Origin of the sequence: Pseudoalteromonas piscicida (assembly GCF_000238315.3) — a bacterium.
Classification (GTDB): Bacteria; Pseudomonadota; Gammaproteobacteria; order Enterobacterales; family Alteromonadaceae; genus Pseudoalteromonas; species Pseudoalteromonas piscicida.
In genome coordinates this window covers 2,576,753-2,593,266 of record NZ_CP011924.1, presented here as the reverse complement: position 1 = coordinate 2,593,266, position 16,514 = coordinate 2,576,753, and the positions used below count along the sequence as shown (strand labels likewise).

General features: G+C 43.4%; 13 protein-coding genes, 1 tRNA gene and 2 pseudogenes. 12 read left to right on the top strand and 4 right to left on the bottom strand.

The genetic code is table 11. The features are described 5' to 3' along the window. The first annotated feature begins 12 nt into the window (after positions 1-12). The 5 genes from PPIS_RS12090 to PPIS_RS12070 all read left to right on the top strand — a co-directional run bounded on the left by PPIS_RS12090 (position 13) and on the right by PPIS_RS12070 (position 5,792). Entirely contained in the window at positions 13-504 is a 492-nt protein-coding gene (locus tag PPIS_RS12090; protein WP_010374087.1) for a CinA family protein, read from the top strand. A gap of 66 nt (positions 505-570) precedes the next feature. Then, the gene (gene recA / locus PPIS_RS12085) at positions 571-1,626 is read left to right on the top strand and encodes a recombinase RecA (protein ID WP_010374085.1); all 1,056 of its coding nucleotides are present in this window, start codon (positions 571-573) and stop codon (positions 1,624-1,626) included. 155 nt (positions 1,627-1,781) lie between these two features. Then, complete coding sequence (locus PPIS_RS12080) at positions 1,782-3,128, top strand: IS1182 family transposase (RefSeq protein WP_096040873.1); 1,347 nt, start codon at positions 1,782-1,784, stop codon at positions 3,126-3,128. A 466-nt stretch (positions 3,129-3,594) separates the two neighbouring features. Beyond that, positions 3,595-4,911, top strand: a complete 1,317-nt coding sequence (locus tag PPIS_RS12075) for an adenylosuccinate synthase (RefSeq protein ID WP_010378944.1) — start codon at positions 3,595-3,597, stop codon at positions 4,909-4,911. Between the two features lie 242 nt (positions 4,912-5,153). Next, positions 5,154-5,792, top strand: a complete 639-nt coding sequence (locus PPIS_RS12070) for a tetratricopeptide repeat protein (protein ID WP_010378945.1) — start codon at positions 5,154-5,156, stop codon at positions 5,790-5,792. Positions 5,793-6,139: 347 nt separating this feature from the next. Here PPIS_RS12070 and PPIS_RS12065 read toward each other — a convergent pair. Next, positions 6,140-7,096 (bottom strand): annotated as a pseudogene (locus PPIS_RS12065) (NAD-binding protein); the annotation flags it as partial. A gap of 231 nt (positions 7,097-7,327) precedes the next feature. Beyond that, positions 7,328-9,199: pseudogene (locus PPIS_RS12060) on the bottom strand (cation:proton antiporter). Positions 9,200-9,764: 565 nt separating this feature from the next. Here PPIS_RS12060 and proB point away from each other — a divergent pair. Together proB and PPIS_RS12050 are read left to right on the top strand one after the other, a co-directional pair. Continuing rightward, on the top strand, positions 9,765-10,871 hold the full coding sequence (gene proB, locus PPIS_RS12055) for a glutamate 5-kinase (RefSeq protein ID WP_039955965.1): 1,107 nt from the start codon (positions 9,765-9,767) through the stop codon (positions 10,869-10,871). Between the two features lie 3 nt (positions 10,872-10,874). Then, the gene (locus tag PPIS_RS12050; RefSeq protein WP_010378947.1) at positions 10,875-12,122 is read left to right on the top strand and encodes a glutamate-5-semialdehyde dehydrogenase; all 1,248 of its coding nucleotides are present in this window, start codon (positions 10,875-10,877) and stop codon (positions 12,120-12,122) included. Between the two features lie 179 nt (positions 12,123-12,301). Here the strand turns inward: PPIS_RS12050 and PPIS_RS12045 are convergent. Next, positions 12,302-12,377 (bottom strand) — tRNA-Ala (locus tag PPIS_RS12045). A 129-nt stretch (positions 12,378-12,506) separates the two neighbouring features. Between PPIS_RS12045 and PPIS_RS12040 the strand changes: the two genes are divergently transcribed. Beyond that, on the top strand, positions 12,507-12,902 hold the full coding sequence (locus PPIS_RS12040) for a hypothetical protein (protein ID WP_010378948.1): 396 nt from the start codon (positions 12,507-12,509) through the stop codon (positions 12,900-12,902). After that, positions 12,899-13,411 carry a prolyl-tRNA synthetase associated domain-containing protein gene (locus PPIS_RS12035; RefSeq protein WP_010378949.1) on the top strand — a complete coding sequence of 171 codons (513 nt, stop codon included), beginning with the start codon at positions 12,899-12,901 and terminating at the stop codon, positions 13,409-13,411. The genes PPIS_RS12040 and PPIS_RS12035 overlap by 4 nt, the downstream gene beginning before the upstream one ends. Here the strand turns inward: PPIS_RS12035 and PPIS_RS12030 are convergent. Then, positions 13,370-14,503, bottom strand: a complete 1,134-nt coding sequence (locus PPIS_RS12030) for an MFS transporter (protein WP_010378950.1) — start codon at positions 14,501-14,503, stop codon at positions 13,370-13,372. The genes PPIS_RS12035 and PPIS_RS12030 overlap by 42 nt on opposite strands. Before the next feature lie 188 nt (positions 14,504-14,691). Between PPIS_RS12030 and PPIS_RS12025 the strand changes: the two genes are divergently transcribed. From PPIS_RS12025 to PPIS_RS12015, 3 genes are all read left to right on the top strand, one after another. Next, entirely contained in the window at positions 14,692-15,228 is a 537-nt protein-coding gene (locus PPIS_RS12025) for a DUF2058 domain-containing protein (RefSeq protein WP_010378951.1), read from the top strand. Between the two features lie 72 nt (positions 15,229-15,300). Continuing rightward, positions 15,301-15,624, top strand: a complete 324-nt coding sequence (locus PPIS_RS12020; RefSeq protein WP_010378952.1) for a c-type cytochrome — start codon at positions 15,301-15,303, stop codon at positions 15,622-15,624. 121 nt (positions 15,625-15,745) lie between these two features. Next, positions 15,746-16,513, top strand: coding sequence for a class II aldolase/adducin family protein (locus PPIS_RS12015; RefSeq protein ID WP_010378953.1), 768 nt, complete (start codon positions 15,746-15,748; stop codon positions 16,511-16,513). Position 16,514: the final 1 nt, after the last annotated feature.

Sequence of the window (16,514 nt, the reverse complement as noted above, 5' to 3'; positions counted from 1 at the left end):
AAAGGTTTTCCTATGGAGCACTACAAAGAGATAGCCGAATATGCGGCACAATTGGGCGCTATTCTAACGAATAACGGCGTAACAATCACTACCGCAGAGTCATGTACAGGTGGTGGGGTGAGTTATGCGTTAACAGATACGCCAGGGAGCTCTGCATATATAGAGCGTTGTTTTGTGACATACAGTAATCAAGCTAAGCACGAATTATTAGGAGTATCGCAACAAACCCTAACGCAATTTGGTGCCGTGAGCGAGCAAACGGTTTTGGAAATGGTCAAAGGCGCTCAGCAGGCAGCTCATGCTGAAGTTGCCATTGCTGTGTCTGGTATCGCAGGACCGACTGGGGGCAGTGCTGATAAGCCAGTAGGTACTGTATGGTTTGCTATTGCAAATAGTGACAAAGTTCAGGCATTTCACCAAGTATTTACTGGAAATAGGGCTGAAATAAGAGTTCAAGCTATTGAATTTGCATTAAAAAATACTATAACGATGGTAAAATCATAAAATTCTACTTGATACTGTAATTTCATACAGTATACTAGGTGTCATTACGCTGAATTGGAGAAGCAAATGAACGATAACAAGCAAAAGGCATTAGACGCAGCACTATCACAAATTGAGCGTCAGTTTGGTAAAGGCTCAATCATGAAACTGGGTGAGAACAAGGCGCTAGATATTGAAGCCATCTCAACTGGTTCACTAGGCCTGGATATTGCACTTGGTATCGGCGGCTTACCAACTGGTCGTATTGTTGAAATCTATGGTCCAGAATCATCAGGTAAAACAACGCTAACATTACAAGCGATTGCAGAAGCGCAGAAGCTTGGTAAAACATGTGCGTTCGTTGATGCTGAACACGCACTCGACCCAATCTATGCTGAAAAGCTAGGCGTTAATGTTGATGAGCTATTAGTATCACAGCCTGACACCGGTGAACAAGCGCTTGAAATTTGTGACATGTTAGTTCGTTCTGGTGCGGTTGATTTGATTGTTATTGACTCGGTAGCAGCACTTACCCCTAAAGCTGAAATCGAAGGCGATATGGGTGACTCACACGTTGGTTTGCAGGCTCGACTCATGTCACAAGCATTGCGTAAGCTTACTGCTAATATCAAACGCTCGAACACATTATGTATTTTCATCAACCAAATTCGTATGAAGATTGGTGTGATGTTTGGTAACCCTGAAACCACAACTGGTGGTAACGCACTTAAATTCTATGCATCTGTACGTCTTGATATTCGTCGTATCGGTTCAGTGAAAGAAGGTGATGAGGTTGTTGGTAACGAAACTCGTGTTAAGGTTGTGAAAAACAAAGTAGCACCACCATTTAAGCAAGCTGAGTTCATCATCATGTACGGTGAAGGTACGTCGAAACAAGGTGAGTTGATAGACTTAGGTGTGAAACACAAACTGGTTGATAAAGCGGGTGCTTGGTTTAGCTACAACGGCAATAAAATTGGCCAGGGTAAAGCAAACTCAATTAAGTTCTTGAAAGAAAATGTTGAGATTGCCAACGAAATTGAAGGCAAGTTGAGAGAAATGCTCCTAGCGCAAGCGGTTATTATGCCTGAAGAGGGAGAAGATAAAGGCCTTGCTGAAGTTGAAGACGATTTAGAGCTATAGGCTAGTCACTCAAGCTTAACTGCTCGCGAGCAAGCTTGAGCTATATTTTAAAAAGCCCAAAGGTTAACCTTTGGGCTTTTCAGACTGTTGAAAAAGGGCTGGACACAGATCTAGCCCTTTGATCTAATAAGCGTAGTGAGTTTAGGGAGTTCACCATGCTTAAAGACAAAACCCCTCAGCAATATGAACTAGAAATGGTCGCTATCGACCAATTGGTTCCAAAAGACCATTTAGTTCGCCTGATTGACCTTGCGATTGATTTCGAATTCATCCGCGATGAAGTCGCCCATCTCTACTGTAAAAACAATGGTCGCCCAGCGGTTGACCCAGTGCGAATGTTCAAGATTTTATTTCTTGGATACCTGTTTGGCATTCAAAGCGAGCGTCGCTTGATTAAGGAAATCCAAGTCAATGTCGCATATCGTTGGTTTTTAGGTATGGGACTAACTGAAGATGTCATCCACCACTCGACGCTAAGCCAAAACCGCATAAAGCGCTTTAAAGACAGCAATATTTATCAATCCATCTTCGATAACATTGTCCGCCAAGCGATGAAACAAAAACTCATAGGTGGCTATAGCTTATTTGCTGACAGTACACACCTCAAAGCCAATGCCAATAAAAAGCGCTATGACATAGAAGACTTAAAAGTCAGTCCTTCAGTGTATGTAGAGCAATTGAACGAAGCAGTACTGCAAGACCGGGAGGGTGAAGGAAAAAAGCCCCTGAAGTGTAAGGAAGAAACAACTTGCACAAAACCAACCAAAGTCAGCCGCACCGACCCAGATAGCGGGTTTATGGTACGGGATGAAAAGCCAAAAGGGTTCTTCTATCTAGACCATCGAATTGTGGATGGTAAACACGGCATTATTGTTGATACACACGCCACCGCAGGCAATGTCCATGACTCACAACCTATTATCAGTCGACTCGACAGAGCGCTCGATACCTTTGCACTCAACCCTATCGCGGTTGGGCTAGATGCAGGCTATTTTACCGCCGCGGTATGCCACAATCTGGAAGAAAGGCAATTAGTTGGCGTGCTGGGGTATCGAAGACCAAATAAAAAGAAAGGCTACTTCGCCAAACGTGAGTATCAATATCAAGCCGATACAGATACTTACCTGTGCCCGCAAGGTGAAACTCTAATCTACAAAACAACAAGCCGAACAGGCTATCGTCACTATCATTCCGACCCGAGCAAATGTGGACGCTGTCCAGTCAGAAATCAATGTACAGCCAGTAAAAATCAAACCAAAGTTATAACGCGGCATGTTTGGCAATCGAGCGTAGAAAACGCCAATGCGATTAGGCTGAGCGACTGGGGTAAAAAGCTCTATCGACGACGAGCCGAAACGGTGGAAAGAAGCTTCGCTGATGCGAAACAACATCATGGACATCGCTACTGCAGATATAGAGGTCTGTCAAAAGTGACCGCGCAGTGCTTGTTAGCAGCGGCATGTCAAAATATGAAGAAAATGGCGCTCATGGCTGCACACTAGCAAAAAACCTCGAAAACTCCCCCTAAAAGCCCTCAAAACGATCTTGGACACACCAAATCACAATAATTAGCCTAGCCAACACAAAAAACCAACGCTGAAACTTACGGCAGAGAAAACTGCTCCAACAACTGGGAAAAATAAACCCCGCTTAAAAAAGCGGGGTTTATCATCAATCTGAAAAGCCCAAAGGTTAACCTTTGGGCTTTTTACGTTTTATAAAAGTTTACTTTTGATAACAAAGAGATAGTTATCGATTAATCCGAACAATACAGCTATTTTGATATAAAAATAAAATACGTTGTTTGATTTTCAGCTATTAATCCACCTTTTCAACAAGTTATGTAACTTGCCTTGATGCTTTACATCATCAATCTTATTGAAAGCAGAAAAATTAGGCAAATTGGGGTGATTTCGACTATGGTTTTCTGGTAAAATCTGCGCCTAATTTTTTCTAAGTGAATTTGCAATGGGTAAAAACGTCGTTGTATTAGGCACCCAATGGGGTGACGAAGGTAAAGGTAAAGTAGTTGACCTACTTACAGATAAGGCTTCTTTAGTTGTTCGCTACCAAGGCGGACACAATGCTGGCCATACACTAGTAATTAACGGTGAGAAAACGGTACTACACTTGATCCCATCAGGTGTACTACGCGAAGACGTTAAATGTGTAATTGGTAATGGTGTAGTACTTGCACCAGATGCACTAATGAAAGAAATCCACATGCTTGAAGCGCGTGGCGTTCCTGTACGTGAGCGTCTATTGATCAGCGAAGCATGTCCTTTGATCTTGCCTTACCACGTTGCACTAGACCAAGCGCGTGAACTAGCGCGTGGTGAAAAAGCCATTGGTACAACTGGCCGTGGTATCGGTCCTGCGTACGAAGATAAGGTTGCACGTCGTGGTTTACGTGTTGGCGATCTTTTCAACCCAGAGCAATTTGCTGCGAAGCTTAAAGAAGTACTAGAGTTCCACAACTTCGCCTTGGTTAACTACTACAAAGTAGACCCAGTAGACTTCCAGAAGACATACGATGATGCAATGGAAGTAGCAAAAGTACTTAAGTCAATGATTGTTGACGTTACTGAACTACTTGATCAAGCGCGTAATGCTGGCGACCATATTCTATTTGAAGGTGCGCAAGGTACACTACTTGATATCGACCACGGTACTTATCCGTATGTAACCTCATCAAACACGACGGCTGGTGGTGTTGCGACAGGTGCAGGTTTTGGTCCGCTACACTTAGATTACGTTTTAGGTATTGTTAAAGCTTACACAACTCGTGTTGGTTCAGGTCCTTTCCCTACAGAGCTTTACGATGGTCAAGACAAGCAAGACCCAGTTGGCAGACACTTAGGTGAGAAAGGCAACGAGTTTGGTGCAACGACTGGTCGTTTACGTCGTACCGGTTGGTTTGATGCAGTGGCAATGCGCCGTGCAGTTCAAATCAACAGCATCAGCGGTTTCTGCTTAACTAAACTAGACGTACTTGATGGTCTAGAAAAAGTGAAAATCTGTACTGGTTATCAATTAGAAGACGGCACTGTAACTAATGTGACTCCTCTTGCTGCTGAAGGCTACGAGAAAGTAACTCCAGTATACGAAGAAATGCCAGGTTGGAGCGAAAACACCTTTGGTGCAACTTCTGTTGAGCAACTTCCAGAAGCCGCTATCAACTATATCAAGCGCCTAGAAGAAATCACTGGCGTGCCAATTGATATCATCTCAACAGGCCCAGACCGCGTTGAGACAATGATTGTTCGCAACCCTTTTGCTGAATAATCCTGCTGTCGATTGATAAAGAAAAAAGCTGCTACGGCAGCTTTTTTTGTGTCTATTACCCTACAAGTTTTTGTCTTTCTGCCGATAAGTAAGTGAATTTTTGCTCATATGATAAAATTAGACTTCGCTTTGGCGTAAATAATGCTTAATCAAATTTGAGTGTCGATGTTGCTGCAGAGCAAGTAATTTGCCTTTGCAGCCTGCTATAGTTAAACAATCAGCTTTACTTTGATGGGTCTTCGATGAATTACTTACTTCGTTATTTTGCAGCTTCAGCATTGAGTGTTTCCTTAAGTCTCAGTATACAGAGCAAAGTATCTGCCGAAGAGGCTATCGAAGCTGTGCCTTTGTATACGCAACAAGAGCTACTAGCGCTCATTGAAAAAAATCAACACCTTGCTCGGGTTAAAGCGGATGAGTGCCAGCTGGTTAAAGATATTGAAGCGCGTGCTGAAATTATGGCGCTGCCTTCGTATCAGTTTCTTTATGGTGACATGTTAGCTTATGCCGTGTGTGTAGACAGAGATGTTGAGCTCGGCCTTTATTATATGAAAAGGGCAGCAGAGCAGGGCCTTGCGGCGGCGCTTGAACAATTAGGTCGCTACTATGATGTTGGTCAGTTGGTGCAAGAAGATAAAGCGATGGCGGTAACCTATCTGAGAGAAGCCGCAGCACTTGGCAACTTAAACGCTCAGTTAAGACTCGTAGATGTATTTAATCAAGGTCATGGTAGTCCAAGAGATTATGAAGATGCCTATCGATGGTTGTTTCATTCCGCAGTTGCAGATAAAAAGCTACATAAGCGGATCCAGGTAGCACTAGGGCAATTGGCAAACAAAATGCCTGATAGCGTGGTAAAGCGGGCTAGATTGCCTATATAACCTGAACTCGGGATAACAACTTGTTCTCTAGCTGCTGCTATCCCTTACTACTGCGTTAAATTTGCTTGCAATAGGCCAGCTATTGACGCACAAATTTGCCTTGTATTAAGAAATAACTTCTGGCTAGAGTGATACTACGCTTTTGAGCTTAGTGATTTTAGTGGATCAACTTACTTCTTATCTCGAGTTCAGGTTATATAACCTGAAGCTCAGGTTAACTCCGTGGGATAAATAGGTATTACTTTCAGCAGGTTATGAGTGGAAAGTAAAAGCGGCGTAAGTTACGCCGCTTTGCTTACTTCTAAATAAAGCCGGTAAGCTAGCTTATTACTTATCCAAATCTCTGGTTAAGTAATTTGTTGGCTGCTAAGCTTTGCACCAATTTGGCCTTCTTTATTCGTATTTGGATCTTTAAGCACCGTTAGCTTAGGCGGCTGCAACGCCAATACGCGGTCGCCTTCTTCTGGAAGCTTTTTCATGTCAGAGGTAAAAGGGCGGATCAAGATGGGTTCCTCATCTTTGTTCTGCTCTGTGAGTACAAACAGTGGGATTGCTTCACTGTTAACCTCTTTATACTGTTCCCATTTAAACTCTTCTGAGATCCGAGTTACGCTCACTTTGCCGCCCTTAGCCATCATACTACTTAGCTTGGCGTAGTTACCTTCGTCGCCAAACAAGATTTGGCGAGAAAGGAAAGTGGCGCTATCTTTGTTCGCCTTAGCGTGGTTAGTGGATGATTTGAGCGAATAAACACATTGATCGCCAAGTAAATGAGAAAAGTACTGTACGCCTAATGCGTTGTGGTGACGGTTAGGTGAAAGCGCTAGCACTGACTTTAAGCTGGTCAACGGGAGGTAACGCTCGGCATGTTCCGACTATGGGTTACCATAGTAACAAGGCAGTCCGTCCATTCTTGCCATTTTGCAGTTTTCCCATGCGGGATCGGAGAGATAAACATCAATATTTTGGTCTTTTAAGCCCTTAGCCACCGCTCTAGCTACATGGTTTGCACCAATGATAAGTAAGGTATTGGGCTTTGGTTGACGCACTCCTAAAAGACGTGCGAAAGGCGTTGCCGTTAGGCTTTGTAGTACCACGGTGACAATGATGACGGTGAAAATAAGCGGCACCATTTTATCCGCATCTGCTATCTGTGATTTGGTCATACTCAACGCAAAAACTGAGCCTACAGCTGCAGCAACAATGCCTCGAGGAGCTATCCAGCTTAACAGAATACGAGACTTTATCGGTAAGTCAGTATTGAACGTCGATAAGAATATCGACAGTGGTGTATTAAGAAATAACTTCTGGCTAGAGTGATACTACGCTTTTGAGCTTAGTGATTTTAGTGGATCAACTTACTTCTTATCTCGAGTTCAGGTTATATAACCTGAAGCTCAGGTTAACTCCGTGGGATAAATAGGTATTACTTTCAGCAGGTTATGAGTGGAAAGTAAAAGCGGCGTAAGTTACGCCGCTTTGCTTACTTCTAAATAAAGCCGGTAAGCTAGCTTATTACTTATCCAAATCTCTGGTTAAGTAATTTGTTGGCTGCTAAGCTTTGCACCAATTTGGCCTTCTTTATTCGTATTTGGATCTTTAAGCACCGTTAGCTTAGGCGGCTGCAACGCCAATACGCGGTCGCCTTCTTCTGGAAGCTTTTTCATGTCAGAGGTAAAAGGGCGGATCAAGATGGGTTCCTCATCTTTGTTCTGCTCTGTGAGTACAAACAGTGGGATTGCTTCACTGTTAACCTCTTTATACTGTTCCCATTTAAACTCTTCTGAGATCCGAGTTACGCTCACTTTGCCGCCCTTAGCCATCATACTACTTAGCTTGGCGTAGTTACCTTCGTCGCCAAACAAGATTTGGCGAGAAAGGAAAGTGGCGCTATCTTTGTTCGCCTTAGCGTGGTTAGTGGATGATTTGAGCGAATAAACACATTGATCGCCAAGTAAATGAGAAAAGTACTGTACGCCTAATGCGTTGTGGTGACGGTTAGGTGAAAGCGCTAGCACTGACTTTAAGCTGGTCAACGGGAGGTAACGCTCGGCATGTTCCGACTATGGGTTACCATAGTAACAAGGCAGTCCGTCCATTCTTGCCATTTTGCAGTTTTCCCATGCGGGATCGGAGAGATAAACATCAATATTTTGGTCTTTTAAGCCCTTAGCCACCGCTCTAGCTACATGGTTTGCACCAATGATAAGTAAGGTATTGGGCTTTGGTTGACGCACTCCTAAAAGACGTGCGAAAGGCGTTGCCGTTAGGCTTTGTAGTACCACGGTGACAATGATGACGGTGAAAATAAGCGGCACCATTTTATCCGCATCTGCTATCTGTGATTTGGTCATACTCAACGCAAAAACTGAGCCTACAGCTGCAGCAACAATGCCTCGAGGAGCTATCCAGCTTAACAGAATACGAGACTTTATCGGTAAGTCAGTATTGAACGTCGATAAGAATATCGACAGTGGTCGAGCAATAAATAATACTACAGCAAGAAAGATAAAGACGTCGGTGTCTAACAGCATTAAATCTTCTAATTTGAGTCGTGCCGCGAGTAAGATAAATAAGCTCGAAATCAGGATCATTGAGAGATCTTCTTTAAACTCTAATACTGAGTCTATTTCCAAGTCATCTTGGTTAGCGAGCCAAATACCAAAGATGGTCACGGCAAGTAGGCCTGACTCATGACTCAGATGATTCGATAGCGTAAAGCTAAACAACACGAGCGCTAAAATGGCGAATTTGTGAAGCTCGAAAGGAAGCCACTCTTTTCTTATTAGGTAAGTGGTGAGGTAACCTGATGCGACGCCAATACTTATCCCCACACCGAGTGTTGATACAAGCGCCCATAGGGTGTGACTGAAGATACCTTCGCCACCAACTAAAGAGACGGCTTCAAATACGAGTACCGCAAAGAGTGCACCAATAGGGTCTATGACTATACCTTCCCAACGTAAAATACGGTCTATGTCTTTGTCTGGGCGCATCGCGTTCAGCATCGGGGCAATAACCGTTGGACCGGTCACGACAAGTACTGCGCCCAATACGGCGGCAACTTGCCAGTTAAGCTCCAGCACGAAAATTGCGGTTGTTGCTATCACCGCAAAGGTTGCCAACATCCCGATAGAACAAAGGTTCCGTACGACCTTACCAATTCCTTTGAGTTCTTTAAAATGCAGGGTTAGTGAACCTTCAAAAAGGATAACGGCAACGGAAAGTGAGACGACGGGAAAGAGTAAATCCCCGAGTAAGGCATCTGGATCCAGCGTGCCACTAAATGGCCCCAAAGCAAGACCAATAAGAAGTAAAAACAAAATTGCAGGAACCTTAAAGGCCCAAGCAAGCCATTGTGCTATTACAGAACATACTGCAATACCTGCAATGTAGATTGCTGACATAGATTCTCCCCGGTTGGATTATCCCAACATTTTTATCAGTATAGCTAGCATCCAGTTATAACACAGCGCGAATGAGGGTAAAGTGAATAAATTACTGAAAATAAGGTATTATAAAATTGATTTATGGTGGTCATAAATAATTAACATGGGATAGGGTTGCAATCTTACCCGAGCTTACGTTAAGGTAATAGGCGTTCAAGGCGTGGAGTAAATCGCGCCGTCATTCACAATCTACTCATTACGCAATTATTCATTGCGGTACAGCCTTTCCGGCCGCACCAAACCATGGTGGCCCTGTTGGAAACGGCTCGACGTCAAGGGTTAAGTACTTGATGTCACAATCAATCTTCTATTAGTGAAATGTCAGCCAGTTAACGATAGTTGCTGTGTCTGGGTTTAGCATGTGTGGCGACATGATGGGACTAAGGTCTTCGCCGTCGCACGTCTGTTTGTTTTATCTATTTGCCGACTTTTAGGTCGATGCATTGCGCTTTCTGTTGTCTTCTAATAGGAGATATTTGGAGTACCAACTCGTGAGTGGGTGGTTAATTTAATGCAGGAATTTATGTCGATGAAACAGTCAAAACGTATAGTAATCAAGATCGGGAGTGCGCTGATCGCGCCAGAGCAAGATGGGTGTCGATCCCGCTATTTACTCAGCATCGCGCAATTCATCGTGCGTTGTCGAGCCAGAGGTATTGAAGTAATCCTCGTCTCTTCAGGTTCAGTCGCAGCAGGGTCACACTTATTTCCAAACTCAGAGCAGCCTAGCATTGCGGTAAAAAAAGCGATGGCGGCAGCTGGCCAAACCGAGATGATGGCTACGTGGGACCGCTTCTTCGACTTTCCGTCGGCGCAGATATTGCTGACTCATGGCGACCTGCGTGACAGGGAGCGATATACCAGTATTCGTGAAACAATATTCACTTTACTCGATCATGGAATACTGCCTATTATCAATGAAAATGATACCGTGACCACAGACGATTTGAAGGTGGGTGATAACGATAATTTATCTGCCATGGTAGCGGGGGCTGCAGATGCTGATGGGCTAATTATCTGCTCCGACGTCAGTGGTTTATATAACAAAAACCCTAATTTACATGCTGACGCAGTGCTGATTTCAGAGGTGACAGAGATCACTGAAGAAATCTACGATATGGCAGGTTGTCCAACGAGCAAGGTTGGCACCGGTGGTATGAAGACCAAAATTGAAGCTGCTGAAAAGGCGACGTCTCACGATATAGATACTTATATTGTTAACGGCTTCGAAGAAACAACCTTTGAATTATTGTTGGCGGGAAAAAATCCAGGCACGGTATTTACAGCCTATGATAAACCGATGCAAGAAGCGGTGCATTGGATGACTCACACAGCATCAGAGCAAGGTGAGCTGGTCGTAGATAGCGATTATGGCTCAGGCGAAAATCAAGTGGTGGGTCAGTTAAGTGGTGATGAAATCACTGAAGTAAAAGGTGAGTTTTCTGTTGGAGATACCGTACTCGTGAGGAGCAAAGATGGTAAGCGCTTAGCCAAAGCAACCACCAATTACAGTAGCTGCCTATTAAACTTTTTAACTGAACATGAAGAGAATCCGATCAGCGAAAGAATTCAAGATAGTATCGGACCCGTTATTTCAGAACAAGATATTGCATTATTGGAGAAGTCATAAGACATGAGTTTAATCACAGATATTTCATCACAGGCTGCAAAAGCAGCGAAACAGTTAGCACTATTATCTACAGAGCAAAAAAATGCAGTGTTAGCAGATATGGCAAAAGGGATCCGTGAAAACAGCGATGCCATTATTAAAGCCAATGAAGCTGATTTAGCTGCTGCTCGTGATAACCAGCTTAGCGACGCCATGATCGATAGATTAACGCTTAACCAAGCGCGGATTGAAAGCATGGCTGAAGGTATCGAAACCATCATTCGACTGGACGATCCAGTGGGTGCACGTAGAGACATGGGTGTAAGACCAAATGGCATTAAAATCAGCAAAATGCGAGTGCCACTTGGTGTTGTCTGCATGATTTATGAGGCGCGCCCCAATGTCACCGCTGACGCAGGTGCGCTGTGTTTTAAATCAGGTAATGGTGTTATTTTACGTGGTGGTAAAGAGGCGTTAGCGAGTTCTTTAGAGATCGCAAAAGCGATGCATAAGGCGCTTGAAAAACATAACCTACCTGCCGCGTTGGTTTCTGTTATTCCTGATCCAGACCGCGCGTTGTTAATGGAGCTGATGCAGCAAAAAGAGTATATCGACCTTATCATCCCACGTGGCGGTGAGGGTCTAATCAATTTCGTTACTGAGAATAGCACGGTGCCAGTGATCCAGCATTTTAAAGGCGTGTGTCACTTGTATATAGATAAAACAGCCAATCTCGACAAAGCAATGGCGCTCCTGTTAAACGGTAAAACGCAGCGTACTGGTGTGTGTAATGCGCTTGAAGGGTTAATCGTTCACCAAGATATCGCTCCGACTTTTTTACCGAAAGTTGCTGCAGCACTGGCTGAAAGGGGTGTGAAAATTAATGCGTGTAAGCAAACCGTAGCTTATTTTGATAATGCAGTTGAATTAAGTGATGACGAATTTGGTGAAGAATACTTGAGCCTTGAAATAGCGATTCGTCAGGTTGCTGATTTTAATGCAGCGCTTGCACATATTGATCGCTTTGGCAGTCATCATACTGAAGTTATCTGTACGGAAGACAAAGCAGCTGCTGATTTGTTCCAACGCGGTGTTGATGCGTCGGTTGTGATGGTTAACGCTTCCTCACGCTTTAGTGATGGTTCAGCGTTAGGTTTAGGTGCCGAGATTGGTATTGCTACCACCAAATTGCACGCATACGGACCTATGGGCTTGGAGTCGCTAACAACCGAAAAGTTTTTAGTGAATGGTGAAGGCCAAATCAGAGAATAATGAACTGATGCTGCTTGAGTAGGTGGAAGAATTATACTCAGTGGTATACACAGAATGACATAAGTAACTGCAAAGCTCGGGTCGAAAGACTTGGGCTTTTTTCTTTTCGATTTAGAGGGTTAATTTTGTAAGAAGTAAGAAGTAAGAAGTAAGAAGTAAGAAGTAAGAAGAGCGGAAAGTGGTGGAGCTAAGCAGGATCGAACTGCTGACCTCCTGCGTGCAAGGCAGGCGCTCTCCCAGCTGAGCTATAGCCCCACATTCCGTCAGTAGACGAAGCGAAATTTAATCATTTTTTATATTCCCGTCAACCCCAGACAAAAAATTTCGCTATTTTTTTATAGTCTTTGTTACACTGAACTGAAAATAAAACGAATTAAGCGAATTATGGTTCTGCGTCCTATCTTTTCTATTCTCATTATTGGGCTGCTAGCGAGTTGTGCATCACAGCCTGATGAGCCTGAACTTATTATCGAAAAACAATCTCTTCATAAGCGTCTTTCGCCAACTGGTGATCAAGAATTTGCTTTTATTGTCACGGTACAAGCAACACCTCGAATGGAGCTGGATGCAAGTAAGCCAATATCAAGAAGAGAGCTAAAACGTTTTGCTGAGTTTGAGCGTATTGAAGATTCCCCCTCTCTAAAACTCAAGTTAGAAGAGCAAGCCGTCGCCTTATTAAAACCTGCTTTGATTGAGGCGGACTACTGTAATGCAGGTCATAAAATTACTGATGTGTACTGGCGACATCGTAGCGTTCAGCTACGAGGTAAGTGTTTGTGATCAGAAACAATCCGAGTGCACTTGCAGAGCGGCTCGCTCAGTTAGATATCAATTATCTCAATTATGAGCATCCACCGTTACATACTTGTCTAGCTGCTGACAACTTGAAGTTAGAGAGAAAAGGGACGCGACTGAAAAACCTCTTTCTTCGAGATAATTATGGAAAGCGACACTTTCTTTTTATTATTCCTGCAGATAAGCAAGTTGATCTAAAAGCGCTGTCTAAATCTCAAGGGATGTCGCGTTTAGGTTTTGCATCGACGGACAGGCTAGCAAAGTATTTAGGAGTGGAACAAGGCTGTGTATCAGCACTCACATTGCATAACGACAGTGAGCAACAAGTCGAATTATGGCTTGATAGTGAACTGCAATCTGCGCAGTTATGGCAGTGTCACCCTCTAGTGAATACTAAAACTTGGGTGTTAACGCTCGAAGATTTGAAACGCTTTTGGCAAGTCACTGGGCACTCACCTCACTGGGTTGACTGTGTTTCTCAAACTCAGAGCTAAGCCGACTGTACAGACGGTAAAAAGTGACGCACAAAACCAAGTGATACCAGCTTGCTCATAAATCAAACCCGGAAGATAAGAACCCAGCACGCCTCCGGAATAATAAAATGAAACATAAGCGCCATTAGTGACGGTTGCAGGTGCCTGACTAATACTGTTGGCTAATGGCGCAGCGGTTGAATGGATCACAAACATACAGGCGCAGAATAGCGTAAATAAGACCACAAAAAAGAACACAGACGCCACGGGTAATAGCGCAATGGTTGTAGCATAGATGAAGAACATCACAGCTAAAAATCGCCAGGTAGAATGAAATTTACTTTGTAGCCAAGGTGTAACGATAGACCCTAAAGCACCAACTAAATAGCCTGTATAGACCCAGCCCACTTTGCTGGGATCGGTTAAATTAAAGTCGTACTTGAGTATAAAAGGTAAAAAGTTAAGTAGTCCCGCGAAGCAGAAAAACATACAAAATACAGAGCTGTATAATCTCACTAGGCGTGATTGCTTGAGTGGTGCCAGGTAGTCCCTGATCCTTGTCGCGTGAATTATTGGTGGTTTGTTCTTGCTGGCCCGAATGCTAAATGCTAGCACAATCAATAACAATGCGTTTAGGTAATAGAAACTTTGCCACTCAAACCAGACAGTAAAGTTGGCTGCAAGCGTACGGCCAAAATAACCTCCGGCTATGGTACTTCCGATGTACAAGCTCATGTTTCTTTTCAACTGTGAGCCACTAAACTGTTGGCCGATATAACCTATCATCGCAGTAAGTGCAGCAGGTAATAATAGTCCTTGAATTAACCGGGTAAACAAGAGCCCTGAAAACGAAGTCATTGAAGCAAATGCTACACTGCTGAGTGCCAATAGCAGCATGGTCCATTTTAAAATGCGCAGCGGATTAGACTTTGTCAGCAATAATCCGTAGCAGATTGGCGCGATAGCCAGAGGTAGCATAGTTGCTGACATCAGCATGCCTGCATCTGACGCTGACACATTAAATTGCTCTGCAAACTCAGCCAGCAGCGGCTGCGGTGCATAGAGCACAAAAAAAATGGTAACGGAGCAAAGCAGTAGATGAATGACAGGCATTAAGCAATAAGGCTTTTAATTTCGATGAGTTAGCTTAAATTAAAGCAAACTAGATGACAATTTTTTGCGCTAAATCACGGTGTGCAACAATAATTTTGGTAGTTTTACATTAGATTGAACGATTCCTCTCTGGTCAATCGAAATTGCTGAGTTAAAATAGTGAAAAGTCTATTTTACGGAGTTGCATGATGGGTTCACTGCAAGATCAGTTGCTAAAAGCAGGTCTAACAACTGAGCACAAAGCGAAAGTTGCAAAAACACAAAAGCGTAAACAGCAGAAGAAAAAGAAAAAAGGCGCAACGAGCGACCAAACAGACCTCCAAAAACATATTGAGCAAACAAAGCTTGAGCAGCAAAAGCGTGCCGAAGAGCTAAATAAAGCGAAGCAAGAAACGCTAAAAGATAAAGAGCAAATTGCTCGCGTGAAGCAGATCTTAGAACATCATAACCAAGATGAGATCCGCGGCAATGTGACCTTTAACTTCACATACCAAAATAAGGTGAAGGAGTTAGAAGTTAATTCCGAAACACAAAAAGCGCTATCAAAGGGGCGTTTAGCGATTTGTGTGTTAGAAGAGCAGTTCTACGTACTACAAGATGAACCTGCTAGAAAGATTGCAGAGGTAGACGAGAAGTATATCGTTTTCCATGTTGAGGACAATCAGCAAGGTGATGAGGATGACCCTTACGCTGACTTTGAGGTCCCAGATGATTTGATGTGGTAGTGATTAGGCTTTAGGTCAAACTTTAGTCTACACTGACTTACAACGTTAACCGTCAATAAAAAGAGTAATGATATGAGCAAGATGAAAAAACTACTAGTAGGGACTACGGTGGCAATTTGCGCACTAGGTTCAGCAAGTTCAATGGCTGCAGATGGTAAAGCATTATACACAGCAAAAATGTGTCAAACCTGTCATGGTGCAGAAGGTAAAGCACCAATCATGCCTCTGTATCCTAAGCTAAATGGTCAAAGCAAAGAGTATTTAGCCGCACAAATGAAAGATATCAAATCAGGTAAACGTAATAATGGTATGTCAGCGGCGATGAAAGCGATGGTTGCCAATGTCACTGACGCTGAAATCGATGCGATTGCAGAGTATCTATCTAAAGTTGAATAACATCAAAATTAGATGTCAAAGATGATAAAAAACCACCGTTCGCGGTGGTTTTTAGTTGAAGATATAATTAAGCTATTTTAGACTTATATACATCCAAATGTGGAGTCAATAAGGGATCCCCATGTTCGAATTACCTCAGTTAAATTTAAAAGACAAAGTAAGCGCAGAAGAATGGCAACTGCGTGTTGACCTTGCCGCTTGCTATCGATTGGTTGAGCACTTTCGTTGGGGAGATCTAATTTATACACATATGTCGGCGCGTTTGCCGGGAACGGATCATTATTTAGTAAACGCCTTTGGGCTGACCTTTGATGAAGTCACCGCTTCCAATTTGGTGAAGGTCGATCTCGAAGGAAATATTCTTGATGATACGCCATTTAAGATTAATCCGGCGGGCTTTACCATTCACAGTGCAATCCATGAGGTGCGAGAAGATGCGCATTGCGTTATTCACCTCCATACCAAAGAAACGATTGCAGTCGCGAGTGTAGAATGTGGTTTATTGCCTTTGAGTCAGCATAGCATGTTCTCTTTACCATCACTGTCATATCACGGCTATGAAGGTTTAGCGGTGAATATGGATGAGAAAAAGCGTTTGCAAGATGACTTAGGTACAACTAATCACATGCTGCTCGTAAACCATGGTGGTTTAACTGTTGGACCAACGGTAGGCGATGCCTTTATGCGTTTTTATGATTTACAGCGTGCATGCGAAATCCAAGTTGCAATTCAAGCAACGGGACAACAAGCGTTACCTGTACCACAACCCATTATTGATAACATTTATAACCAAGCGAATGTCGTGCATAGCGGTAGCACCGGTGGTCAATTAGCATGGCCTGCAATGCTTCGTAAAGCTTACCGCCTAGACCCAAGCTTTGCGCAATAGG